Here is a 22,983-nt window from a genome sequence, read left to right as displayed (position 1 = left end):
CCCTTTTTACTACTCTTTAGCAGGCTTACTTTGTACCAATGTTAGGAATGGTTCACCAAAGCTATCGAGTTTCACCATATAGGCAATGATGATAAAAAAGCCGACCACACAGCCCACCAGCCCAAAGATAGTCGCCATGACTAAAACAAAATATTTTAAGATTCGAATCGTGAAGCTAAAGGCGTTAATCGGCACAACAAAGTTTGAGATGGCCACAAATGAGACAATCACAATCATAATATTACTTGCAAGCCCGGCCTCAGCTGCAGCCGTTCCTAAAATTAAGCCCCCTACCGTTGTGGCAGTCGGTCCAATCGCCTTTGGCAGCCGGATACTCGCCTCAATTAATAATTCCACCATGAAAAGCATAAGGAGTACCTCAATAAATGAAGGATAGGGTACCGCGGTTCGGCTTCCAGCAATCGACAAGGCTAATTGCGCCCTAAATAGCTCAGGATTATAGCTCGTTACCGCAACATACAAACCCGGTAGAACGATACTCGTTATAAACCCTGCATACCGTAAAAACAGTAGTAATCTAGAAATCCAATAGGTTTGATAAATATCGGCCATCGATGCCATAAAGTCCTTCATCACCGTTGGGAGAATCATTGCGAAAGGGGAGCCGCTAACTAGTAAAATTATTTTACCGGCAGCTAAATTTACTACAACCCTGTCTGGCCGTTCCGTTACAAGCATGACTGGAATGAGAGAACGGTTACTTTTCTTTATCGCATCCAAAAGCTGTTCACCCGTTTGAAACATGTTAATGTCTACAGATGAAAGAAATTGCTTGATTCGATTTAATACTTCCGGATCTGCAACCTTTGCATCATGAAGAATCATCACCTTTGTCTTTGAGATTTTCCCCACCTCAGTTGTTTCTACTGTTAAACTAGTCTCTGGATAACGCTGGCGAATAAGCCCTAAGTTTGTCGGCAAACTTTCACTAAATCCCGATTGAGGACCTTGAATTGTCGTCTCAACCGTCGTATCTAAAACTGAATTATTTCGATCCATCTTACTATCGAGCATGAAAATGGCGTCATGATAAAAAAGGACCGTCACCCCTCTAATTAACTCATCCAGTGTTTTTTGCTCATTTTCAAATGGCTTTATCTTTGGCTGTGATAAAAGATACGCTAAAAAACTTTCAGGTGTGTTTATTTCGAAAAAAGGTTTAATCAAATAATTCTGAAGAACGGTTTCATCACTAATGGATTTAATGTAAAAAGCCTCGATATATTTTTCCTTTGTATGTAAATCTTTAAATACCACATCTTCTGCTTGCTGAATTTTGCTTCTTAATGATTCTTTAATCGTTTCAATTCGATTAAACGTCATATTACTCCCCCGCGTTCCACTTCTTTCCTTTTAACTTTCCTTGAAAGTGGGATTTTATTCCGAAATCCTCAATTGGGATAAGTCTTCATTACTTTGCCAAGATATAAAAATGAACCTATAGTAGTTTGTTACGAAAAAGAATGATTTCCTGATTTTTTCTTCAAATTCGTTTATAGTTAATTTTAGGAATTTGAATGTCGATAAGGAGTTACTATGATTAGAACGATTGCAATTAACCAGAATTATGAATTAGTCAAGGACGTAGAGGTTTCAAAGCTGGTGAAGGGAGAGTTTCGCTGGTATTGGATAGATTTTCAAGAGCCAGGAGAGGAGGAAACGGATATGCTGCGGGAACCGCTGGACTTTCACCCATTGGCGATTGAGGATTGTATTCATACATTACAGCGACCAAAGCTAGACTATTATGATGACTATGCCTTTTTTGTCACACAGTCACTGAATCCCCAGACGATTACTAGAGAAGAAGTGGATTTTTTTCTCAGTAAACATTATATTATTACATTTCATCATAGACCCTGCTCAGAAATAGATGAGGTTTGGAAGCGATTCAGCATAGGAAAGGCCGTAAAAAAATGGGATCCTTCCCATGTGCTATATAATGTACTCGATAAAATGGTTGATAATTATTTTCCCCTGGTCTATCAAATCGAAGATACATTAAACGAAATAGATGAAAATTCAAAGGGACGTTCAATGGAGGCTTTGCTGGAGGATCTATTTGATGCAAGACATGACCTTCTCTCACTACGGCATACGATTACTCCGATGCGTGATTTGCTATATCGAATTATTAATTCACAGCGGTTGACAAGTATTCAAGGCAGGATTGCTTATTTTTCAGATATTTATGATCATTTACTAAAACTGTCGGAGATGATTGAAGCAAACCGTGAGCTGACGACCGATATTCGTGATAGCTATATTTCGATTAACTCACACCAAACGAACCATGTGATGAAAGTTTTAACAGTTATCACTACGATTTTTATGCCGATTACCTTCATTGCCGGACTTTATGGAATGAATTTCCATTATATGCCGGAATTAACCTGGAAATACGGGTACTTTGCCGCACTTTTTCTTATGGCGTTAATTAGTTTGGGGATGTATCTCTGGTTTAAGAAAAAGGGCTGGTTTAAATAAGGAACGATCAAAAGGGAACGGTGTCCCGTTCCCTTTTGATCGTTAAATTGATTTGAAAACAATCTCCTGAAGTTCTGTCCAATTAACGATTCTTGGAAGCTTCAAATGTCGATTATAGGATTGATCTTTTATATAAACCTTTAATGTTTCGTTCAAAAGTGTATTTAAAACCTCTGGTTTATCATCAAAATAATAATCAAGTTTTAATTCTTTAATGATTTCAACTTTTTCATTGTCTTGCATCCCGTAGAAAAACCGACCATTTTGAACAGGAAATCCTCTTTCCTTTAACCATTCCCTAGTACGTTCTCCATGTTCTTTTGGTCTTGAAGTAATATAGTATATTTCATGTCCTTGCTTTTCTAACTCTTGTAATGTTTCCACCGCATGTGGGAATGGAGGACATTCGGTGTAATAAATTTCCTCTAAGGAACCGTTCCATAGTTTTTTCCCTTGTTCATCGGTTAATCCAAACGGTTCATGAATTTCCACTCTATTTAATCCATGGAACACATTGAGAGGAACATTTTGATTCAACTTTTTATTATAAAGATGAAAGGCATGTCCCCTTAGATCGATTAATGTATCGTCAATATCAAAACCAAATTTCATTTAAAAATCCCTCATTTGTAAATCGGGTATCCAACGAATTTAAAATCCTTGCCAATTTTTATAAAAGAGGTGTCCTTTAGCTCGACAGCATCTCTCATTTTATCTATCCCCTCACCTTCTAGAAAGGTAGGTGCCTGCACTCCGCCAACTAATTTGGGAGCAAAATATAAAATTACCTTATCAATTAATTTATTTTCCAGGAATGATGCATTGATCGAACCTCCCCCTTCAATTAATAAAGAAGAGACAAGGTTTTCGCCCAATATTTTTACTACTTCCTTAGGGTCTACAAAGTCTGCAATTGGAAAAATCTTTATTCCTAATGACTTCAATGATTTCCACTTTTCCTTATCGTAGTTCATGCTCGTGAATATCCATGTTTCCGCTTTATTATCATTCACTACCTTCGAATCTAAAGGGATTTTTAATGTGGAATCCATAATCACTCTAATAGGATTCCTTCCATTCGGAATGCGTGTTGTCAACTCTGGATTATCTTTAATGACTGTGTTAACTCCAACTAAAATAGCCATATTTTCATTTCTAAGTTGATGGACATCTACTCTGGCTTCTTCAGATGTAATCCATTTGCTGTCGGATGTATGAGTGGCAATTTTACCGTCAAGCGAAGTCCCAGACTTTAATGTAACAAAAGGTTTTTTCTCCACAATAAATTTGTTAAATACCTCATTCATTTGTTGAGATTCTTCTTGACGAACCCCTATAATTACTTCAATACCGGCATCCTTTAGTATTTTGACACCATTACCTGAAACAACCGGATTCGGGTCAAGAGTTGCTATCACAACTTTATTAATGCCTGCTTCAACAATTGCAACCGCACATGGCCCTGTTCTTCCATAATGAGAACAAGGTTCAAGTGTTACATAAATGGTGCCCCCTTTGGCCTTATCACCAGCCATGCGAAGAGCATGAATCTCAGCATGCGGCTCACCCGCTTTTAAATGAGCACCGATTCCTACCACTCTGTTCTCATTTACAATTACAGCCCCCACTAGAGGGTTCGGGTCTGTCTGACCTTTCATTGCACGAGCATTATTCAAAGCCAAATCCATAAAAAATTCATGACTAGTCATTACAACAAGTCCCTTCATCTTCCAAATGACCAGACTTATTTATTTTAGTCTTCAAATACTTCTCGTTATATTCGGAAATATCCCCCCATAAAGGTTCTCTGCCTGAAACCACTAAGCCAGCGTTTTTTAATGCTTGAAGTTTTTTTGGATTGTTTGTAATTAATGTTACTGGCTTGGACCTTAATGCTTTCAATACTTGTATTGAATCGCTATAATTTCTCGAATCATCCACAAAACCTAAAGCTTGATTAGCTTCAACTGTATCATAGTCATTTTCTTGAAGGATATAGGCCATTGCCTTGCTGAATAATCCAATTCCACGTCCTTCATGGTTAGCTAAATAAAATAAGGCTCCATTACCATGTTCCACAATCATTTTCATGGATTGTTTTAATTGAAACCCACAATCACATCTTTTACTTCCAAAAATATCACCTGTATGACAAATCGAATGCATTCGAATAATCGCATCCTCTGCATATTCGAAATCTCCATAAGTCAAAACACTTGATTGCTGAAATTCTGCTAAATTAACAGAAGATAATTTTTCAATGATTCGTTCAAAATCCTCTGTTACTTCATCACAATTTAACCAGCAGTACCACTTGAAAATTACTGTTTCGCCATATAAGTTAACAGGGAGTCGTATCGGTCCGACTAAGTATATTGCCCCTTTTTCTGTTTTAATTAATTGAATTTTATCTCCTAAAACTGAAAGAACTTTAGTGTCTAATTTGGTTTCTTTCATTATAAATGAATCCCCCTTATGTTTTTAATTATCTTCCCCAGGATTGTAGTAATAAGGATTATTTTTATGACTTTTAATTTCATTATTATCAATAAATAATGTTCCATTGTCTAAAAAAGTGGCTAGCATAATGTTTTCTACCTTTTCACCCAATTTTTTAACCTCATTCATTAGCCAACCTTGTTCAAGTTTTAAATATTTTAAATTATGATAAATAATTTGCCCGTCCATAATCAATGGAATGGGAATGTATTCTTTCTTTACTGTTAATTTTAAATCATTAGGTTGAACTGGTCGATATTTGGACTTTGGGATCACGCTAATACTTCCTGTTTCTTCCATCACAGCAAGAGCAATATTCCTTGTGTCTGTGTAGCCTTTTACTCTTAAATGTGACAATAATTCATTTATCGGCATACGCACCTTTTTTAGTCCTTTTCGATCAATATCACCGTTTCGAATCAAGACTGTTGGACTTTCATATAAAATCCATCTTAATTTATTATGTAAGGATAATCGGATAAAGATTTTATATAAAATGACTGTGATTGCACCATACATAATGGCTTTTCCTAGATTACTATTCTCAACGGGCGTACTAATTATATTCGTTAGGACAAAAATATACAATAAATCGAAAGTGTGCATTTGGGAAACTGCCTTTTTTCCTGTCACCCTTAAAAACAAATATCCTGCCAATAAAATAATTACTGTACGATATACGATTTCCAACTTAATCTCCCCTAAAATACACCACTTTTTACAAGCATCTATTTGAATTATTCCCTAATCTGTGTTAAAAAACTGCAATAAAAATAAAAAGCACATAAGATTTATACCGAGGTAAAATCTCATGTGCACGCGTATTAATCAATTCAAACTAACTTACTTCCAGTTCTTATAATCCACCTTGCCGCCTGTTAAATCGATGGTGTTGCGCTCACCTTTATAATATTTTTTGCCATCTTTCTCAATAATTAAATTTTCATACGTATACACCTTTTGACCATTTGGAAGATGGATGACAACCTTCCTTCCTAAATCCTCCGACGGTGCTTCAATACGAATCGTGCTAAAATAAAAATATCGAAAGACAAAGAAACCTACTGTTAAAATAATACAAGCAAGAATGAAAAAGAGTGGACCTTTCCGTGGGTATTGCTTCGGCTTGTCATGGTATAGTTCTAATCTGGTCATTTTTCTCCCTCCGCCAGTCTGTAAATCACTAATTTTTAATTTCCCCTTACCCCTTAAATTGTTCCATTTATGCCCAATTTTCTTTGGTTTTATCCATAAAAAGAATTAATCACTGCTAAGGTATGCGCGAACCTGAAAAAAATTGCTGAAAAAACGATTTTTGTCATCTAGATTTCAATTAGTTGTATAATAAAAAAGAATGATTTTGAAAGGAGAATCGCCTTGTCAAACGCAAATACAGCAGAAACCATGAAATTAATTGCGAACCTTGTATCAATTCCAAGTCCGTCTGGAAATACAAATGATGTTATTACATTCGTCGAAAATTTCCTTTCGGAGTTACAGGTCGAAACAAAAAGAAATCGTAAGGGCGGATTGATTGCAACGATCCCTGGGAAAGATACGAACCGGCATCGGATGTTAACTGCCCATGTTGATACACTTGGGGCAATGGTGAAGGAAATTAAAGGAAACGGCCGTCTAAGAATCGACCTCATTGGCGGATTTAAATACAATTCAATTGAGGGTGAATACTGTCAAATTGAAACCAGCAGTGGAAAAAAATATAAAGGGACCATCTTGATGCATCAAACCTCGGTCCATGTTTATAAAGATGCTGGTAAACTCGAGCGCAACCAGGAGAACATGGAGATCCGGATTGATGAAAAAGTACATAATGCAGAAGATATCCGTGCTCTTGGGATTGAAGTCGGGGATTTCGTTTCATTTGATCCACGGGTCGAAATCACTCCAAGCGGCTTTATTAAATCGCGGCATTTAGATGATAAAGCAAGCGTTGGAATTCTATTACAATTAATCAAGCAAATCAAAAATGAAAACATTCCCCTTCCCTACACGACCCATTTCTTAATCTCGAACAATGAAGAAATCGGCTATGGCGGAAACTCTAATATCACACCAGAAACGATAGAATATTTAGCCGTCGATATGGGAGCAATGGGTGACGGACAATCAACAGATGAATACACGGTGTCTATTTGTGTGAAGGATGCAAGTGGTCCTTATCATTATGAATTACGAAAAAAGTTAGTCGGTCTTGCAGAAGAAAATAAAATTCCCTATAAACTTGATATTTACCCATTTTATGGCTCGGATGCTTCAGCTGCGATTCGCGCCGGACATGACATTGTCCATGGATTAGTGGGTCCCGGAATTGATTCATCCCATGCGTTTGAGCGGACACATCAATCATCAATTGAATCAACAGCAAAACTGTTATTCCATTATGTGCAATCAGAAATGGTTTAATAAGAAACGGAGGCTTCGACAAATAAATGTCGAAGCTTTTGTATTTTTCTTATAAAGTTTTCAAATTGACCGGAAACAAAATGACCGTTTTTCTAGTATTTTTTAGAATCGGTATGTGGTTGCAAAAAGTGTACTAAAGAATTAAAATTAATTGCCGATGCAATAATTTTGCACCGGGTTTTTCAATGTTTTTTATATATACAGTCAGAAAAAATTAATAGTGCTCTCATTTATTTTTAATGCAAGAAAATACGATGGGGATTATGATTAAAACGTCAAAGGAAGCATTCACCTGTCTTCCTTGAAAGGGCCAACATTCACACTAAAAATCTCAAACAAACTAATATTTTTTCAAAAAGAAGTTCATTTCACATATAAAACGTTCACATAATTGACAAATTCAAACGCGGGGTAATTAGTATGATTGATAAACTAAAAGATTTTTTCTATCGTGAAAAAGTGAGGTGGGTCAACAGATTTATTTACTACCTGATCATCCTCCTCTTATTGTTTTTCATGTACGGATTCAATGATGCAAGTGCTGGATCCTATATTTACAATGATTTTTAATGGGGGTACTACCTATGAAACTATTATCAAATATTAAAAAAATGGCGGATACAAAGCCGGAAACACTAGCGTTCGTTTCGCAGGACCAAACAATCAGCTACGGTGAGCTTTGGAAGAGAGCGGAGCAAACTGCCTCGTTTATTTTAAACAAAGAACTTAAGCCGCTATCGCCCATTCTAATTTACGGGCATATGGAACTAGAAATGCTTGTTGCTTTTTTAGGCAGTGTCAGGGCCGGTCATCCGTATATTCCGGTGGATACTTCGATTCCGTTGGAACGGATTGCAAAAATCATCGAGAGCTCGAAAACGAAACTAGTAATTAATGTGTCTAAAGATGCCCTACTGGTTGAGGATACATCTGTTCAGGTTGTAAACGTAAGTGAAATCAAAAATCATTCTTTTTTACCCGTTACAATGGATACTTGGGTAAGAGAAGATGAAACTTTTTATATTATTTATACATCAGGAAGTACGGGAAATCCGAAGGGTGTGCAAATTTCCGCCGATAACCTGCAAAGCTTTGTAGATTGGATGGTGGAAGACTTCCCTGTCAGTGGCGGGCTGCGCTTTTTAAATCAAGCACCTTTTTCATTTGATCTTTCCGTCATGGACCTTTACCCTGCACTCGCAAGCGGTGGGACCATTTGGGCAATTACAAAAGAAATGATTGCAAAACCGAAAATTTTATTTGAGGAATTAAAAAAATCGAACACACAGGTGTGGACGTCAACACCTTCATTTGCCCAAATGTGTCTAATGGATCCTTCCTATAATCAAGAACTGCTACCGGAATTATCCGTATTTCTTTTCTGTGGGGAGATCCTTCCTGTTTCGGTGTGTAAGCAACTGAAGGAGCGATTTCCGAAGGCGAAAGTATTTAACACATATGGTCCAACAGAGGCAACGGTTGCGGTAACTTCTGTTGAGGTGACCGATGAAATTTTACAGGAATATCAAACCCTTCCTGTCGGTAAGGCAAAAGGCGATACGCAAATTGTGTTATTGGATGAAAACCAAAAGCAGATTCTAGATGATGAAAAAGGTGAAATTATTATTGTTGGTCCAAGTGTCAGCAAAGGATACCTTGGGCAAAAGGAACAAACAGAAAAGGCCTTTTTCATGTATAACGGTGTGCAAGCATACCGTACCGGTGATGCTGGTTATATGAAACAGGGTCAGCTTTTTTATAAAGGGCGAATGGATTTTCAAATCAAATTGCATGGCTATCGTATGGAGCTAGAGGAAATCGAATACCATATAGCAAAATCGAAATATGTGAAATCAGCAGTTGTTGTTCCTGTCTACCAAGATGACAAGATTGATTATTTATCCGTTTTGATAATTCCAGCAGAGCACAACTTTGAAAAAGAATACCAACTGACCGGTGCAATAAAAAAAGAATTGGCTGAAGAACTTCCTGCATATATGATACCAAGAAAGTTCTCCTATCACGCGGAACTACCGATCACACCAAATGGAAAAGTCGATCGAAAACAAATTCGTGAAAAGGTATTATTATGACACCATATGGTTCATTTACATTCTTTTTCATCCTAGCGATTCTTTTAGCACCAACGGTCATTCTTGGACTGCAAGGAAAGAGATTTCATACCTATAATATGATTGTCTCCGTTCTTGTCTTAGCCATTATTTTTTCATCAAAGCTTACCGGATTCATCGCTTTAATTATTTTTACTATATGGCAAGTTCTGTTAATTCAAGGCTATATCCGCTATCGGAAAAAGGCGAATAGCGGTTTGGTTTTCACTTTGGCAGTAATCGCTTCGATCCTGCCGTTAATGTTTTCCAAGTTCATGCCCTATTTTTCACCGATAAATTGGGCCTCCTTTTTAGGAATTTCTTATTTAACCTTTAAAGCAACTCAAATGATTATGGAAACAAGGGACGGGCTGATTAAACAAAATATCCCGCTCCATCGCCTGCTTTATTTTATTTTATTTTTCCCGACGATTTCATCTGGTCCGATTGATCGCTATCGCAGGTTTGATAAAGACCTAAAACAGGAATTAACAGGCGAAGATTATAAGCTGCTTTTGTATAACGGGATTAATAAAATCTTCCAGGGTTTTTTATATAAATACATTATTGGTTATTCGATCAATCACTTTTTTCTTGCCAATCTAAGATTTATCGCAGCCAATCATTTCGAGAGCCAGCTATATTATATGTATGGCTATAGCTTTTATTTATTTTTCGATTTTGCCGGCTATAGCGCGTTCGCCATTGGCGTCAGCTATATTATGGGTGTTAAATCACCGGAAAACTTCAATTTGCCGTTTATCAGCCGGAATATGAAGGATTTCTGGAATCGCTGGCATATGAGTCTTTCTTTCTGGTTTAGGGATTATGTCTATATGCGGTTTGTTTTTTGGATGACGAAAAAGAAATGGATTAAAAATCGAAATATTACTTCCAATCTTGGCTATGTTTTACTATTCCTGCTCATGGGTTTTTGGCATGGGCTTGAGGTACAATACATTGTGTATGGAATTTATCATGCGCTGTTAATGGTCTGCTACAATATGTTTGAGCAATGGAATAAAAAACATAAATGGTGGCCGCAAAATAAATTTACACAGGTTGTTAGTGTCCTGCTAACCTTCCATGTTGTTTGCTTTGGATTTTATATTTTCTCAGGACATTATATTCATTAAGGAGTTTGATTAAGATGGAATTTAGAGAACAAGTAATTGAGTTACTAGCAGAAATTTGTCAGGATGATGCTGTAAAAGAAAATCCGGATATCAACTTATTTGACTCTGCTCTACTTGATTCATTTGGAACAGTAGAATTGCTCGTTCAAGTCGAAGAGCGCTTTGGTATTACCGTACCAATTACCGAATTTGACCGTGATACTTGGGATACTCCTAATAATATCGCCATGCAGTTGGCGGATATGAGATGAAAAAACCCATTTTTATGCCGCTTTTCCTAGCCTTTTTTGTTTTAATTGGGCTAGTTATCATTCCAAATAAATGGATCGAGAAACTGATTCCGAAAAATAGTGTCAGCGAGGCGGCAACGCAATTAAATCCCTTCATGTTTCAAGGGAAGTATGTGCAATCGAAAATGCTAGAGGATCCCAATTATCTGCCAATTTATGGTTCATCAGAGCTGGCAAGGCTGGATCGCTTCCATCCTTCCAATTACTTTAAAGTAGCCAATGATGGGTTTACCCCATTTCTTGTTGGACGGGGGGGCTCTGAATCATTGATTCATTTTTTAAATTTTTCCGAGCATATACATCAGCTCCAGGGAAAGAAAATCGTGTTCGTCTTGTCTCCTCAATGGTTTAATCCTAAAGGAGCGGATGAATCACATTTCGTACCAAACTATTCTTCACTGCAAGGATATGACTTTGCCTTTAATCATACAATTAATCCTGAAGTGAAGAAAAAAGCAATCAAGCGTTTATTGACATATTCCTCCGTAAAGGATGATCCAATGCTATCCACCCTTTACAAAGCGGAGATTTCCCAAAATCCTTGGACAAAAAACGAAGCTATTTTCATTCGTCCGTTTGCACTTGTTTATAGAAGTTTACTAGAAAAAAAGGATTTATACTACACATTAGCAGGCGGTATAAACCGTAAGCGGGATATCAGTCATAAGCTGCTAAATAAATCATGGCAGCAGCTTGAGCAAACAGCAGACCAATTCGGAGCAAAACGAGCAACGAATAATCATTTTTATATCGTAAATTCACAGTATAATAAAATTAAAGGTTTTATGCCTTCTTTAAAAAATAAAAACATCCATGCTTCCTATGGAAAGTCCAGGGAATATGGCGACTTCCAGCTTGTGTTAGACGTATTAAAGCAAGCTGGTGCAAAACCATTATTCATCTCGGTTCCCGTCAACGGGCATTATTATGATTATACCGGTTTCCCAAAACAAGGACGCCTCGCCTATTATCATAGAATTAAGAAACAAATTGAGGCTGCAGGTTTCCAGGTTGCCGATTTCTCCGGACATGAATACGATCCCTATTTCATGAAGGATACGATTCACATCGGCTGGAAAGGCTGGGTTTACACCAACAAGGCTATTAAACAATTTTATGATAGCAATGATAAAAAGGTTGTTTCATTAAATTAAACTAAAACGCTTGGGCTTTAATTGTAGTCCAAGCGTTGTTTCTATTCCATAAGCTTTTCAAAATTACACCGATTACTCAGCCAATGGGCTATCAAATAGATAATAAAATAAAACGGAACAGAATAAATATATCTCCATGTTAATGGTTCATAAATACCAAGCCATTTAAAAAAGGGTTCGCCAACGAAGGAAGTTAGTACGGCAAACAAAATGGCTTTATATACTGGTCTCATCATCGGTTTCACTTGGATTAAGAACATGACAGACACAGGCATCAACGCTAAGTCATAGGGTAGATAGGCTGGAATTAATGGGATGATCGGATATAGGTAATTCCATGCTTTAAGCTGCATTCCAATAGCATCCAATGAAAGTGAAATGACCATAATGAAAAAGCCTGCAAATAATAATCGATTAGAACTGATCTTTTTTCGAAGAATCCACCAGCTCCCCCAACATAGGATAACAAGTCCGATACCAAGCCACCAGCGCCATGAAAAAAGAATTTCCTCCAGCCATATGTCATTTCTGATTTTAAAACCTTGGTGGATTAGCTCCAAGCCCTTATTCATTTCGTCATAAACGTTATTTTTCATAAAATCACCTAAATGTAAAATAAAGTTTATTTTTTACTTTTTAACAATAATTATACATACATAAAAAAGCCCTCTATATGAGGCTCTTATTTTGTCTTTTGAAATTTTGTCATATTGGCATTTTTATTTACTTTTTGCAAACCATCTAGAAGTACTTTCCTTTGCTTTTTTTCAACAGACAACTCTATTCAATGAAACAATCGTCATTAAAATAAATCACTTCGGTCAGAATTTTATAACCTTGAATTCCAGCTAAAACTTCTCTTGCTTCTTTTTCAGTATTAAACTCAAACATTTTGATGTTATTCTGTGAATGGACAGTAATAACCCACATAAAAAAATTCCTCCAATTAATTTTTAATTTCAATTAACTAAACAATGCAAGTTTTATGCCAATCTTCACTTTTTATAAAATTCTAAATTTATAAAGTATAAAAATAATGAATCGCCAATTTTTTTTGCGTTTATATTGATAAAAAGTTCATTTTATGCAAAATAATTTGGCAGAACAAAATATTGCCTGCTTTGGATTAAATTTAGATAATACGAGATTACTTGACAAACCTGCGGTTCAAATCAATAAAAACAACAAAACACGCTGAAAAAAGAAACTCAGCATGTTTTTAATAGCCATTTTTAATTAATCGCAGTTGTAAAAAATTTCTTAAACCGTAAACTAGCAATCACTAAACCTATTAATCCAAATGCTAAAAGGATCAGGACGGTTATCCAAATATCCCCCAAATGTGCCCCGCGAATCATGACGTTTTGCATGCCCTGCTGTGCCCAATACTGAGGAGTGAATTTACCGACAATCTGTGCAAATCTTGGCAGGAAATCATAGGGAAACCATAAACCTCCAACAACAGCACCGCCCATCGTAATGATTTGCACGAACGCAACGCCTTGATTTTCACTGCGAACAAATACAGACAGTAGTAAACCTAACCCGGTTGCGCATATCGCCAAACTTATAATAATTAAGATAATTGAAAGCAGGTCTCCAATATTCAAGTCATATACCACTTTTCCAAACACTAATAATACAGTGGATTGAGTTAAAACGACCAATATATTCGGCACCCACATCCCTATTAAATAATGGTAGGATTTCATTGGTGTACTCCTTAGACGCGAAAGCATCCCTGATTCTTTGTCTTTAATGAAATTTCGAACCATTGTGATCATAATAAAAAATACAAACATTACCGTATATCCTGGGACAACTTGCGTAACCATATTTAATTTAGCGGCATTTTCTTTGATTTCTTTCACTTTGACAGGCGGTGTCAAAGTGATTTTTGCCTGATCAGTGTTTTGCCCTAGGGTTTGAAGCGTTTGTGAGAGTTTCGCTTCCCTAAACGATGTTGTCATATTCTCGAGTACTGCTTTAATCGGTGCAACGGCTGAATCTGCTGTTGCATCTCGGAATAGCTGGATTTCTGCAGGTCGATTTGCCTTTAAATTTTCCCCGTAACCCTTTGGAATAACCAAAAGTGATGTGGACCGCCCCTCTTTTATTTCTTTAATTTGTTCTTTTAATGAGAGAGAATGATCCTTTTTTAATTCAAAACCGGGAATTTGCCTTAATTGCTTTAAAAACATTTGAGACATCTCGGAGTGGTCTTGGTCATAAATGGAAATGGCGATTTTATCTGAGGTGTTTCCAAAAATCGATGCAAAAATGACTATAAAAAAGATGGGAAGTAAAAACAGCCAAAAAAAGGTCCCTTTTTCCTTTAAGATTACTTGAATTTCTTTACGAATAATGCTTTTGATCATCGGCACGTTCTCCTTTCTTCGTTAATCTCGGAGGGTTGTTCCCGTTAAGGATAAGAAAACACTTTCAAGTGAAGGTTTCATCATTTCTAATGCCTTTACCTTGGTTCCTGTCACCGTAACAGTTTGAATGGTATTTTCCATTGAAGGTAGAACCTCATCCGTTTCAAGTAGCCAGCCCTTCTTATGTTCACTGACCTTTTTGATACCTGGGATTACAGGCGGATGTGACTGATTTTCTAACTCAAGGTAAATCGCTTTTGTTGCATATAAGCGTAGTAAGTCATCCAGATTCCCTTGAACAATGACCTTACCATGATCAATAATGGCAATATCATCGCAAAGTGACTCCACTTCTTCCATATAGTGAGTGGAATAAATAATCGTAACACCTTCGGAACGAAGATTCTTTATAATTTCAAAAATATGATTGCGTGATTGCGGGTCAATCCCGACTGTTGGTTCATCAAGAATAATCAATTTTGGTTTGTGGAGCATCGCGGCGGCAATATTAATCCTTCGTTTCATCCCACCTGAATACGTATGAATAGGGTCATTTGCCCGTTCACTTAACCCCACCTGCTCTAACACTTCAGTAATTCTTTCTTTAAGCAGCCTTCCCTTTACCCCATACATTTCTCCGAAAAAGATAAGATTGTTATAAGCCGAAATTTTATCGTATAAGGTAATTTCTTGGGGAACATAGCCTACAAGCCGACGAATTTGATCAGCGGATTTCCGGATATCCTGTCCAAAAACATCTACTTCTCCTGAATCCGCATCAATAATTCCGGTAATAATTTTCATCGTTGTTGATTTTCCTGCCCCGTTTGGACCAAGCAACCCAAAACAGCTGCCTTCCTTGACTAGAAAAGAAATATTATCAAGGGCTGTTTTTGCTCCATATCTTTTGACCAGGTTATTTACTGTGAGAGATCTCTCCATTTCTATCCTCCAAAAAAATCCATTTTTTACAACCCTTATATTATACTTTTCTATGAAAATTGAAATACCTAATTTGGTAAAAGAAAAAATTTAATCATTTTCTAATAATTTAGGGAATCTTAAGGAATAATTAATACTTATCCTTTATAATTAGCAAGAACAAAATTTTGAGGTGGTGTTAACCATTAAACAGATCAATAAAACGGGACTATTGGCACGTTATATTTCTAATCCAAAAGAACGAAGAATTGTTTTAATTTCCTTCATACTATCAGCGATATTCATCATTATTGGAGTTTTGTATGTTGCCCTTTCTTATCAAACCTTAATGATGGAGGAAACACGTCAATATAAGGAGAGTTTTAAACAATTAGGCTCGATTTCACGAATTGGTTTCTTTGCAGTGATTGCCATTTATCCTGTCTTTTTATTATTAAAATGGAAAAAAATAAAGGGAATTCGTTTTGGAGATATTCAATTAAAAACGATCTTGCAATTTCTTGCTAAATGGGTACGGAAGTGGCATGTACCGGTTGCCTTGATTTCTACAGCAATAGTCCTCTTGCACGGGTACTTGGCCATCATCAGAGGGTTTAAACTGGATTTTACTTATATTAGCGGAATCGTTACGACCGTTATTTTGTTTTTCCTGATGGTTATGGGATTAAAACGGTATAAACGAATCGACAAGCAGTGGCATTTAAAGCTGGGTATAGGATTTTTTATATTATTTATGATTCACGCCACCTTTGCATAATATACTGTACAATCTAAGATAAAAAGTTATAATGAGGATAGGAGTAAATAACCATCTTCGCAAGGAGTGTTACCATGTTTTCAAATATTGGAGTACCAGGATTAATCTTAATCTTAGTTGTTGCATTAGTCATTTTTGGACCAAATAAGCTCCCGGAAATTGGACGTGCTTTTGGGAAGTCGATTCGCGAATTTAAGAAAGCAACCGAAGGAATTGCCGACGATATAAAGGAAGAATTTAAAGAGGATATTAAAGAAGCAAAACAAATTGATTTGAAAAAATAAAAGGCAAAATGCAAGATGATTGTTCATCTTGCATTTTTTTGTAGGTTTTTTTAATACTCGTCCAGATTTCCAAAGGAGCCGAAGAACTCATAGTGGATCTGTTCTTCAGAGACATTCCATTGTTTTAACGATTGATTGACAACTTTCATAAATGGCGAAGGGCCGCAAAAGTAAAAATCTGCATCATTGGAAGGCAAAATACTTTGCAGCCATTCAAGTGTAAAAAAGCCTTCCTTATCGTAATTTTTCATTTCTTGATCGGTTTCCGTTGGTTTTTCATATATGACGAAGGATTTCACGTTTTTATGTTCCGCGACAAGACCGTTGACGTGATCCTTAAAAGCATGCATATTGCTGTTAATCGCCGCATGAATATAATAAACTGTTCGATTCGGATTTTCGTTAACGGTTGTATTCAACATACACATCATTGGTGTTAAACCAACCCCGCCGCTGATCAAGACTAATGGCAGGGTGGAATCCATATTCAAGTAAAAATCTCCAGCAGGTGCCGAAATCGGGATAATATCGCCTTCGTTGACATGATTGTGTAAATAGGTGGAGACAACTCCATCCGGAATTCCTTCTTTCCTTGAGTCCTCACGCTTTACACTTATTCGATAATAATCCAAACCAGGTCTGTCCGATAGACTATATTGTCTTAAATTTGTGTATTGTTCTCCGCTCATTTTATCCATTTTCACAGTAATGTATTGACCGGGAATAAATTTAGCGATTTGTTCGCCATCTTTCGGTTTCAGATAGAACGAAGTAATAACCTCACTTTCTTTCACCTTTTTGTCGACGACGAAATCACGAAAACCTCCCCAGCCCCCCGGCTGCGATTCGGTTGTCCTATACATCTTATCTTCCATTCGAATGAACACATCCGCAATAACTCCATAGGCATCCGCCCATGCATTCATGATGTCATCTGTAGCTGCATCGCCAAGAACTTCTTTGATGGCTCCCAATAAATTTTCACCAACAATCGGATAATGCTCAGGCTTAATTTGTAAGCTCCTATGCTTTTCGCCAATTCGCTCCAGGACCGGCATGATTTGACTGAAATCTTCGATGTTTGCTGCCGCACCATAAACAGCATCCGCCAATGCTTTCGGTTGATGCCCTGTGATCTGATGTGCCATGTTAAAGATATTTTTTAGTTCAGGGTGCTGTTTAAACATCCGCTTGTAAAATTGCTTTGTAATTGCCTCACCATGTTCTTTTATAACCGGTAAGGTCGCTTTAATGATTTCTAATTTTTTAGGATCTAGTGCTTTTACTGTATTGATAACTTCTTTCCATGATTGTTTTGCTTCCAATGTAGTGTTTAAACTCATGATAAATTCCCCCTTCCTAGAAAGTATATCCGGACTAGAAGGATTGCATTAAGGAAGGTTTTGCATCGTATGGAGGGGCTGGGAAATGAAACAGGATAATGAACCTATTTATTAAAAAACATCTCCCTAAAAAATGGTTTAGGAGATGTTTTTAATAAATTATCTTCTTGATTTATCTGCCAAGGTTTGGAATTGACCCATAAGCTTTTGCCGGGATTTTTTATTTCTAAGTAAATATGCAGCACCAAGTGCAACAGTAGTCATCATTAAATTTTTTCGATTCATTTTTATTCCTCCTCATGACTAGCCTTCAATTATATATCTTCCCTCTTCTTTCTGTTTTTAAAAGTGGTAATCAAAATTTAACTGTTTCGTAAAACTAGATATTTACGGTTTTGAAAATTTATTGTATTCTAAAAATATAAATAATTAAATTTTCAGTTTTTATAGAAGGTGGAAATTATGTATTTTCACATAGCGGTTGCTATTGTTTGCTGGGTGTCTGCTATTTCAATTCCTGCCCTGTCAGATAGCCTTATGGTTGCCTTAATGGTCTTAGGTTTTATTGCTCTTCTTTTCTTTTTGAGAGAACTTCTAAGGCATGTAAATGAAAACTTTCTCGTTCAAGTGGAAGAAGCAGAGAATTCAGACATTCATACTCTTTCTAGTTTTCAAGGAACCTTTTTGATGATCAGCGATGAGGAATCACCATTTTCGGATGAATTTACCTATATTATTTTTCAAAGTGAATCCGTTGAAATCCCTTTGTTTTGCAGAAATCTTAGGATCATTCAAAAGGCTGCACAGGCAACTAGCGAATTAATTATCTACTATAAGGACAATGTCTTAGTGAATGTGGAAGAATTGGATGATTGAAAAACCAACCCTCTTTTTTAAACCAAAAACGCTCATTCACAAAGAATGAGCGTTTCGAAAAAAACTATTTTGCCATTAAATCTTTTAACATTTGGTTATGTGCTTTGTATTGCTCTAATAGTTGATTTAGGTACTTTTTAGCCTCTTCTTTGTTTTTTTCTGCAACAGCTTCCTCTAATTCATGGTAAGTTTGCCAATGACTCATGTCCTTGCCGCCATGAATTTTTTTAAGGAATTCCTCTTTGGTTATCTTTCCTTCATCATACTGCTTGCGGAACTTCTCCATTTTTTCCATGCGCTCTTTTTTCCACTGCTCTCGCTTTGCTGCATTTTGCGGGCTTAACCATTTCATCATTAGAACCTTTTTCTCTGAGAACATTTTCGTCCATTCCTCTTTTTTCTCAGGGGTATATTGGTTCACCCACGTTAAAATCTTCCCTTCCCGCGCAGCCATTTTTGCCTTCCAATCTCCATGCATAAAATGGTGACGGTGATTATCTTTATCACAGCAATCTTCCTTATGATTATCATGACCTTCATGATTAACAGGAATATGGTTGTGTGCTGATGCTAGACCTGGTACGGTCAAAAACAACCCAAGAATCAAAACAAAAAGTTTGTTCTTCATATAAATCTCCCTTCATTAGTAAAATCATCCATTTTTTAAATGGCACGAATTTATAATGCCCTCTCGCTTTAAAATTATTCAATAAAAAAATCCCTCCATTAAGAAGGGATTTTAGAATGGAAATAGAATTCCAGCATGTTCATCAAATCTCTGTTTACATCCATTCCATAAATTCAAGACGGTTGCCAAACGGATCATGAACATGGATTCTGTTTGCACCTGGCAGATTATCATCTTCCGTAAACGGAACATTTTTATTTTTTAAATGTGCTTTTAAATCTTCGATATTTTCAATCACAAATGCAGGGTGGGCTTTTTTCGCTGGTATAAAAGGTTCTTCTACCCCAATATGAAGCTGGAAAGTGCCAAATTCAAACCAAACTCCGCCGCGTTTCTTTAATTCTTCCGGTTTTTCTACTTCGGTTAAACCAAGAATCCCATTAAAAAATTCTCGGGCATGATCTTCACACCCTTTTGGTGCAGCAAGCTGGACATGATCAATTTTTTTAAATGAAAAGGCCATTTTTATCCCTCCGAAACAGATTATGGGTGCATAGCCTTATTTTACAAAATTTTTAAAATTCCATCAAATTTTTATTCATAAAAAAAGAGAGCTATTCCTATTTAAGGAAAATAGCTCTCTTTTTGTTATTTACCTATAAACTCCTGTGTCCAATAATTACCCTTAGAGTTAAATCCAACCCCAATATTCGTGTAGTTAGGGCTTAAAATATTTTTCCGGTGGCCTTCACTATTCATCCAAGCAGTGACAACTTCTTTTGCAGTAGGTTGTCCCATGGCAATATTTTCACCAGCTGATTTATAGGTTACACCAAAGTCCCGCATCATATCAAACGGTGAACCGTAAGTTGGACTTGTATGTGAAAAATAATGTTTTGCTTCCATATCATCTGATTTAGTCTGGGCAACTTTACTTAATAAAGCATCTGCTGAAAGTGCTGGAAGCCCATTTTTCTTTCTTTCCGCATTGGTTAAATCAATAACCTGTTGCGCCATATTGCTAATCCCAGCTGGTGCCTGAGTGATTGGCTGCTGGGCTGGAGGTGTTGTAGTTTTTGGTGTAGTCTTATTTACAGTGCCCTGATTCCCTGTATTTGGATTCGTGACCACACCATTTTTACCTGTACTAGGTAAATTCGTTTTTGGATTTACTGCATTGGGATCAAAACTATAGTACCAAAAGTTTCCTTGTTGGACCCGCTTACTATGTGGAAACTTATGACTTGGTGTATCCGTACTAAAGGAATTCGGGTCGATGGTAATAAACCCATTTTTATTGGCATGAATCTCAGTTGTTGACATCATTTTTCCAAATTCGGTAACCCGATTGTCCCAGCCATTACCATTATTCTGATCATTCCAATCGTAGTCCCTGGTTGACATATTTGGATTGGTTAAATCCCCAGTTGAAACATTACGCGGGTTTAATACCCCCGGATGGTTCATTTCATCATTTCGGTCATTCCATGTACGATTGTCGTTTAAAGGGTTATTTACTCTTGTTAAATCTTTGTTCAAAGCACTGCGATCATTTACATCATTTGTTGAGACATTTCGATGGTTAACACCTGTATTATCAACATCTGCCTTATTAGTGGAACAAGCTGCTAATGAAGCAATGGCTAATGAAGCAACAACTATTTTCGTCTTTTTAAAGCCCATCGTCACATACCCCCTTAGATTTTAGAAGATACGTTTATTATCTTTTCCACTAAGGATAAAAGTATCGATGGGAATTGCTATACTAATACACATCTTTTTTCATAAAAACAAAAAAAGATACAAAAATGGCTGCAACCCACCAAATGAGGAGAACAGCCAATGAAAAGGATAATGTCATCCCTTCAATCGGTGGGGCCATTCCCCTTAAATAGTCAGTTAACCGTAAATTGACCATAAAAAAATATTTTGCTGACTGCCAGGATGAGACCATGTTGTTTAAAATTGCACCTGAAATAAGAGCTGCAAGCATAATTCCCATCCCCGCTGCCGTACTGCGGATTAAAACGGATAACATAAAAGATAACGTTCCAACGACAATGGCTACAAACCAAACCAAGCCAAAATCCATTAATAAAAATTGCCAAAGCTTTAGTATTTTAACGGAGGAAGTGTTAAGCCCCGACTCATTTACATTAAATCCTGTTAAGATAGGAGTTCCCCATCCTTTGTAGCCCAAAACAAGACCGGATATTAAATAGGATAGAACTCCGGTGATGGCAATAATTAATGAAACGGCGAGGCAAAGGGTAATATATTTACTCATAAGAATTTTCCAACGTTTCACAGGTCTTGTCAGAAGGAGTTTTATTGAACCGAGACTATGCTCAGATGAAACTAAGTCACTGGCAATCACCATCACCATGAGCGGTATAAATAAGTCAATTGAGTTTTCTAAAAACATTCTAATAAAGGTTGGAGCACCCGGTGCAGATGGATTAATATCATGATCCAAATAATATTGTTCCTGCTGCAGGGTGATTTGCAGTTGTTTTTTCCACTCTTCTGAAATTCGACTGCTGCTTAATCGATTCGTCGTATCGACAATTTGCTGCTGCAAAATAGTCCGCCAATCACTTGTGCCCAATTTTTCTCTTTGAGTTTGGACTTGTTTATACTGCGCGTATGTAAATAAAATAACGAGGACACCTATTATTAAAGCAATGACCACTATCCGCTTTTTAGCGATTAATTTCATCATTTCGTTTTGAATCAATTTATTCAATCGAATCACCTCCGGTTAATTCGAGGAATAAGTCTTCAAGTACAGGCATTCTTCGGCTCATTTCTGTAATAAAAACCCCTGCTTCCACTAATTTTCGATTCCATACTGGTGCCAACTGCTCATCGAATTCCGTTAAAATAGCACCGTCCTCTGTTTCTTCAATGGTCGTTAGTGAACTTAAGATCTCTTTTCCTTTTTCAAATGGATGAATATGCCATTCCATTCTTTCACGATTCGCTAATAAATCCTGCACTGTATCAATCTTAATGATGGAACCTTTTGAAATGATCGCAACACGGTCACATAATTGCTGAATTTCACTTAACAAATGGCTTGATACAAGGACTGTAAGACCTTCATCTACTGCTAAAAATCGGATAAATTCACGCATTTCTCGTATTCCCGCAGGATCTAAGCCATTTGTTGGTTCATCTAGGATTAGCACTTTCGGCTTTCCTAAAAGGGCTTGAGCAATTCCGAGACGCTGCCTCATTCCAAGCGAATAGGTTTTGACCTTATCATAAATTCGATCGGTTAAGCCAACAAGCTTGCTCACCTCTTTAATCCTTTCCTCACCAATCCCTTCAAGCATTCTCGAAAAATGAAGCAGATTATCATATCCTGATAAATAGGGATATAATTCAGGATTTTCCACGATACAGCCAAGGTTACCCATCGCTTCTTGAAAGGAATTCTCTATATTATATCCGCAAATTTTTATAGAACCAGAAGTTGGCTTAATTAATCCAACCAGCATGCGTATAGTGGTTGTTTTTCCTGCACCATTTGGACCTAAGAATCCAAATACTTCACCTTCTTTTAACTCGAAGGACAAGCCTTTGATAATTTCTCTCTTACCGATTACTTTTTTTAGATTCTGTACAGATAATGTGATATTCCCCATCAT

27 protein-coding genes are annotated in these 22,983 nt (G+C 36.8%); 10 read left to right on the top strand and 17 right to left on the bottom strand.

The annotated features are described in order from the left end of the window. Positions 1-9: 9 nt before the first annotated feature. Entirely contained in the window at positions 10-1,344 is a 1,335-nt protein-coding gene (locus tag M028_RS0118675) for a spore germination protein (RefSeq protein ID WP_026575225.1), read from the bottom strand. A 213-nt stretch (positions 1,345-1,557) separates the two neighbouring features. Here M028_RS0118675 and corA point away from each other — a divergent pair, with 213 nt between their 5' ends. Beyond that, entirely contained in the window at positions 1,558-2,508 is a 951-nt protein-coding gene (gene corA, locus M028_RS0118670) for a magnesium/cobalt transporter CorA (RefSeq protein WP_026575224.1), read from the top strand. Positions 2,509-2,550: 42 nt separating this feature from the next. On the opposite strand, the gene M028_RS0118665 is transcribed toward corA, so the two are convergent. From M028_RS0118665 to M028_RS0118645, 5 genes are all read right to left on the bottom strand, one after another. Further along, complete coding sequence (locus M028_RS0118665) at positions 2,551-3,120, bottom strand: 5' nucleotidase, NT5C type (protein WP_026575223.1); 570 nt, start codon at positions 3,118-3,120, stop codon at positions 2,551-2,553. Between the two features lie 11 nt (positions 3,121-3,131). Continuing rightward, on the bottom strand, positions 3,132-4,217 hold the full coding sequence (gene ribD, locus M028_RS0118660) for a bifunctional diaminohydroxyphosphoribosylaminopyrimidine deaminase/5-amino-6-(5-phosphoribosylamino)uracil reductase RibD (protein WP_026575222.1): 1,086 nt from the start codon (positions 4,215-4,217) through the stop codon (positions 3,132-3,134). Further along, complete coding sequence (locus tag M028_RS0118655) at positions 4,210-4,965, bottom strand: GTP cyclohydrolase II (protein WP_026575221.1); 756 nt, start codon at positions 4,963-4,965, stop codon at positions 4,210-4,212. Before M028_RS0118655 ends, ribD begins: the two co-directional genes overlap by 8 nt. A 24-nt stretch (positions 4,966-4,989) precedes the next feature. Further along, complete coding sequence (locus M028_RS0118650) at positions 4,990-5,697, bottom strand: DUF421 domain-containing protein (protein ID WP_051591092.1); 708 nt, start codon at positions 5,695-5,697, stop codon at positions 4,990-4,992. 153 nt (positions 5,698-5,850) lie between these two features. Further along, on the bottom strand, positions 5,851-6,162 hold the full coding sequence (locus M028_RS0118645) for a hypothetical protein (RefSeq protein ID WP_026575219.1): 312 nt from the start codon (positions 6,160-6,162) through the stop codon (positions 5,851-5,853). 249 nt (positions 6,163-6,411) lie between these two features. Between M028_RS0118645 and M028_RS0118640 the strand changes: the two genes are divergently transcribed. From M028_RS0118640 to dltD, 6 genes are all read left to right on the top strand, one after another. After that, complete coding sequence (locus M028_RS0118640) at positions 6,412-7,431, top strand: M42 family metallopeptidase (protein ID WP_197031449.1); 1,020 nt, start codon at positions 6,412-6,414, stop codon at positions 7,429-7,431. Between the two features lie 420 nt (positions 7,432-7,851). Beyond that, complete coding sequence (gene dltX / locus M028_RS33890; RefSeq protein WP_081810780.1) at positions 7,852-8,001, top strand: teichoic acid D-Ala incorporation-associated protein DltX; 150 nt, start codon at positions 7,852-7,854, stop codon at positions 7,999-8,001. A 14-nt stretch (positions 8,002-8,015) separates the two neighbouring features. Next, the gene (gene dltA / locus M028_RS0118635; protein WP_026575217.1) at positions 8,016-9,524 is read left to right on the top strand and encodes a D-alanine--poly(phosphoribitol) ligase subunit DltA; all 1,509 of its coding nucleotides are present in this window, start codon (positions 8,016-8,018) and stop codon (positions 9,522-9,524) included. Continuing rightward, positions 9,521-10,678, top strand: a complete 1,158-nt coding sequence (dltB, locus tag M028_RS0118630; protein ID WP_026575216.1) for a D-alanyl-lipoteichoic acid biosynthesis protein DltB — start codon at positions 9,521-9,523, stop codon at positions 10,676-10,678. The genes dltA and dltB overlap by 4 nt, the downstream gene beginning before the upstream one ends. Before the next feature lie 14 nt (positions 10,679-10,692). Next, on the top strand, positions 10,693-10,929 hold the full coding sequence (gene dltC, locus M028_RS0118625) for a D-alanine--poly(phosphoribitol) ligase subunit 2 (protein ID WP_026575215.1): 237 nt from the start codon (positions 10,693-10,695) through the stop codon (positions 10,927-10,929). After that, complete coding sequence (gene dltD / locus M028_RS0118620; protein ID WP_026575214.1) at positions 10,926-12,122, top strand: D-alanyl-lipoteichoic acid biosynthesis protein DltD; 1,197 nt, start codon at positions 10,926-10,928, stop codon at positions 12,120-12,122. The genes dltC and dltD overlap by 4 nt, the downstream gene beginning before the upstream one ends. 41 nt (positions 12,123-12,163) lie before the next feature. Here dltD and M028_RS0118615 read toward each other — a convergent pair whose 3' ends face one another. The 4 genes from M028_RS0118615 to M028_RS0118600 form a co-directional block, all read right to left on the bottom strand. Beyond that, positions 12,164-12,718 carry a CBO0543 family protein gene (locus M028_RS0118615; RefSeq protein ID WP_026575213.1) on the bottom strand — a complete coding sequence of 185 codons (555 nt, stop codon included), beginning with the start codon at positions 12,716-12,718 and terminating at the stop codon, positions 12,164-12,166. Between the two features lie 184 nt (positions 12,719-12,902). After that, the gene (locus tag M028_RS33400) at positions 12,903-13,052 is read right to left on the bottom strand and encodes a hypothetical protein (RefSeq protein WP_197031432.1); all 150 of its coding nucleotides are present in this window, start codon (positions 13,050-13,052) and stop codon (positions 12,903-12,905) included. 302 nt (positions 13,053-13,354) lie between these two features. Continuing rightward, complete coding sequence (locus M028_RS0118605; RefSeq protein ID WP_026575212.1) at positions 13,355-14,500, bottom strand: ABC transporter permease; 1,146 nt, start codon at positions 14,498-14,500, stop codon at positions 13,355-13,357. A 21-nt stretch (positions 14,501-14,521) separates the two neighbouring features. Then, complete coding sequence (locus tag M028_RS0118600) at positions 14,522-15,442, bottom strand: ABC transporter ATP-binding protein (RefSeq protein WP_026575211.1); 921 nt, start codon at positions 15,440-15,442, stop codon at positions 14,522-14,524. Between the two features lie 175 nt (positions 15,443-15,617). Here M028_RS0118600 and M028_RS0118595 point away from each other — a divergent pair, with 175 nt between their 5' ends. After that, positions 15,618-16,199: a hypothetical protein gene (locus M028_RS0118595; RefSeq protein ID WP_051591091.1), complete on the top strand. Its 582-nt coding sequence runs from the start codon at positions 15,618-15,620 to the stop codon at positions 16,197-16,199. Between the two features lie 74 nt (positions 16,200-16,273). Beyond that, positions 16,274-16,483 carry a twin-arginine translocase TatA/TatE family subunit gene (locus M028_RS0118590; protein ID WP_026575209.1) on the top strand — a complete coding sequence of 70 codons (210 nt, stop codon included), beginning with the start codon at positions 16,274-16,276 and terminating at the stop codon, positions 16,481-16,483. Between the two features lie 50 nt (positions 16,484-16,533). Here M028_RS0118590 and hmpA read toward each other — a convergent pair whose 3' ends face one another. Next, positions 16,534-17,826 (bottom strand): NO-inducible flavohemoprotein, encoded by a 1,293-nt coding sequence (hmpA, locus tag M028_RS0118585; RefSeq protein ID WP_081810779.1) that lies wholly within the window; start codon positions 17,824-17,826, stop codon positions 16,534-16,536. A 159-nt stretch (positions 17,827-17,985) separates the two neighbouring features. Next, on the bottom strand, positions 17,986-18,111 hold the full coding sequence (locus M028_RS33885; protein WP_269320944.1) for a hypothetical protein: 126 nt from the start codon (positions 18,109-18,111) through the stop codon (positions 17,986-17,988). Between the two features lie 177 nt (positions 18,112-18,288). On the opposite strand from M028_RS33885, the gene M028_RS0118575 reads away from it, so the two are divergent. Then, positions 18,289-18,702: a hypothetical protein gene (locus M028_RS0118575; RefSeq protein WP_026575207.1), complete on the top strand. Its 414-nt coding sequence runs from the start codon at positions 18,289-18,291 to the stop codon at positions 18,700-18,702. Between the two features lie 64 nt (positions 18,703-18,766). Here M028_RS0118575 and M028_RS0118570 read toward each other — a convergent pair whose 3' ends face one another. The 5 genes from M028_RS0118570 to M028_RS0118550 form a co-directional block, all read right to left on the bottom strand. After that, the gene (locus M028_RS0118570; RefSeq protein WP_026575206.1) at positions 18,767-19,330 is read right to left on the bottom strand and encodes a hypothetical protein; all 564 of its coding nucleotides are present in this window, start codon (positions 19,328-19,330) and stop codon (positions 18,767-18,769) included. A gap of 154 nt (positions 19,331-19,484) precedes the next feature. Next, the gene (locus M028_RS0118565; protein ID WP_026575205.1) at positions 19,485-19,853 is read right to left on the bottom strand and encodes a VOC family protein; all 369 of its coding nucleotides are present in this window, start codon (positions 19,851-19,853) and stop codon (positions 19,485-19,487) included. 125 nt (positions 19,854-19,978) lie between these two features. After that, positions 19,979-21,013: a CAP domain-containing protein gene (locus tag M028_RS0118560; protein WP_231510839.1), complete on the bottom strand. Its 1,035-nt coding sequence runs from the start codon at positions 21,011-21,013 to the stop codon at positions 19,979-19,981. Between the two features lie 82 nt (positions 21,014-21,095). Then, a complete protein-coding gene (locus M028_RS0118555; protein ID WP_026575203.1) occupies positions 21,096-22,076 on the bottom strand; it encodes an ABC transporter permease in 981 nt (326 codons plus the stop codon). Continuing rightward, positions 22,069-22,983: an ABC transporter ATP-binding protein gene (locus M028_RS0118550; RefSeq protein ID WP_026575202.1), complete on the bottom strand. Its 915-nt coding sequence runs from the start codon at positions 22,981-22,983 to the stop codon at positions 22,069-22,071. Before M028_RS0118550 ends, M028_RS0118555 begins: the two co-directional genes overlap by 8 nt.

Source organism: Bacillus sp. UNC438CL73TsuS30 (assembly GCF_000482325.1).
Taxonomy (GTDB): domain Bacteria; phylum Bacillota; class Bacilli; order Bacillales; family Cytobacillaceae; genus Neobacillus.
Note: the sequence above shows the minus strand (reverse complement) of the source record. Positions and strands in the feature narration are given on the sequence as shown.

Coding starts and splice junctions, on each gene's coding strand:
- M028_RS0118675 (WP_026575225.1), bottom strand. CDS start 1,344: ATGACGTTTAATCGAATTGAAACGATTAAAGAATCATTAAGAAGCAAA.
- corA (WP_026575224.1), top strand. CDS start 1,558: ATGATTAGAACGATTGCAATTAACCAGAATTATGAATTAGTCAAGGAC.
- M028_RS0118665 (WP_026575223.1), bottom strand. CDS start 3,120: ATGAAATTTGGTTTTGATATTGACGATACATTAATCGATCTAAGGGGA.
- ribD (WP_026575222.1), bottom strand. CDS start 4,217: ATGACTAGTCATGAATTTTTTATGGATTTGGCTTTGAATAATGCTCGT.
- M028_RS0118655 (WP_026575221.1), bottom strand. CDS start 4,965: ATGAAAGAAACCAAATTAGACACTAAAGTTCTTTCAGTTTTAGGAGAT.
- M028_RS0118645 (WP_026575219.1), bottom strand. CDS start 6,162: ATGACCAGATTAGAACTATACCATGACAAGCCGAAGCAATACCCACGG.
- M028_RS0118640 (WP_197031449.1), top strand. CDS start 6,412: ATGAAATTAATTGCGAACCTTGTATCAATTCCAAGTCCGTCTGGAAAT.
- dltX (WP_081810780.1), top strand. CDS start 7,852: ATGATTGATAAACTAAAAGATTTTTTCTATCGTGAAAAAGTGAGGTGG.
- dltA (WP_026575217.1), top strand. CDS start 8,016: ATGAAACTATTATCAAATATTAAAAAAATGGCGGATACAAAGCCGGAA.
- dltB (WP_026575216.1), top strand. CDS start 9,521: ATGACACCATATGGTTCATTTACATTCTTTTTCATCCTAGCGATTCTT.
- dltC (WP_026575215.1), top strand. CDS start 10,693: ATGGAATTTAGAGAACAAGTAATTGAGTTACTAGCAGAAATTTGTCAG.
- dltD (WP_026575214.1), top strand. CDS start 10,926: ATGAAAAAACCCATTTTTATGCCGCTTTTCCTAGCCTTTTTTGTTTTA.
- M028_RS0118615 (WP_026575213.1), bottom strand. CDS start 12,718: ATGAAAAATAACGTTTATGACGAAATGAATAAGGGCTTGGAGCTAATC.
- M028_RS33400 (WP_197031432.1), bottom strand. CDS start 13,052: ATGTGGGTTATTACTGTCCATTCACAGAATAACATCAAAATGTTTGAG.
- M028_RS0118605 (WP_026575212.1), bottom strand. CDS start 14,500: ATGATCAAAAGCATTATTCGTAAAGAAATTCAAGTAATCTTAAAGGAA.
- M028_RS0118600 (WP_026575211.1), bottom strand. CDS start 15,442: ATGGAGAGATCTCTCACAGTAAATAACCTGGTCAAAAGATATGGAGCA.
- M028_RS0118590 (WP_026575209.1), top strand. CDS start 16,274: ATGTTTTCAAATATTGGAGTACCAGGATTAATCTTAATCTTAGTTGTT.
- hmpA (WP_081810779.1), bottom strand. CDS start 17,826: ATGAGTTTAAACACTACATTGGAAGCAAAACAATCATGGAAAGAAGTT.
- M028_RS33885 (WP_269320944.1), bottom strand. CDS start 18,111: ATGAATCGAAAAAATTTAATGATGACTACTGTTGCACTTGGTGCTGCA.
- M028_RS0118575 (WP_026575207.1), top strand. CDS start 18,289: ATGTATTTTCACATAGCGGTTGCTATTGTTTGCTGGGTGTCTGCTATT.
- M028_RS0118570 (WP_026575206.1), bottom strand. CDS start 19,330: ATGAAGAACAAACTTTTTGTTTTGATTCTTGGGTTGTTTTTGACCGTA.
- M028_RS0118565 (WP_026575205.1), bottom strand. CDS start 19,853: ATGGCCTTTTCATTTAAAAAAATTGATCATGTCCAGCTTGCTGCACCA.
- M028_RS0118560 (WP_231510839.1), bottom strand. CDS start 21,013: ATGGGCTTTAAAAAGACGAAAATAGTTGTTGCTTCATTAGCCATTGCT.
- M028_RS0118550 (WP_026575202.1), bottom strand. CDS start 22,983: ATGATGGGGAATATCACATTATCTGTACAGAATCTAAAAAAAGTAATC.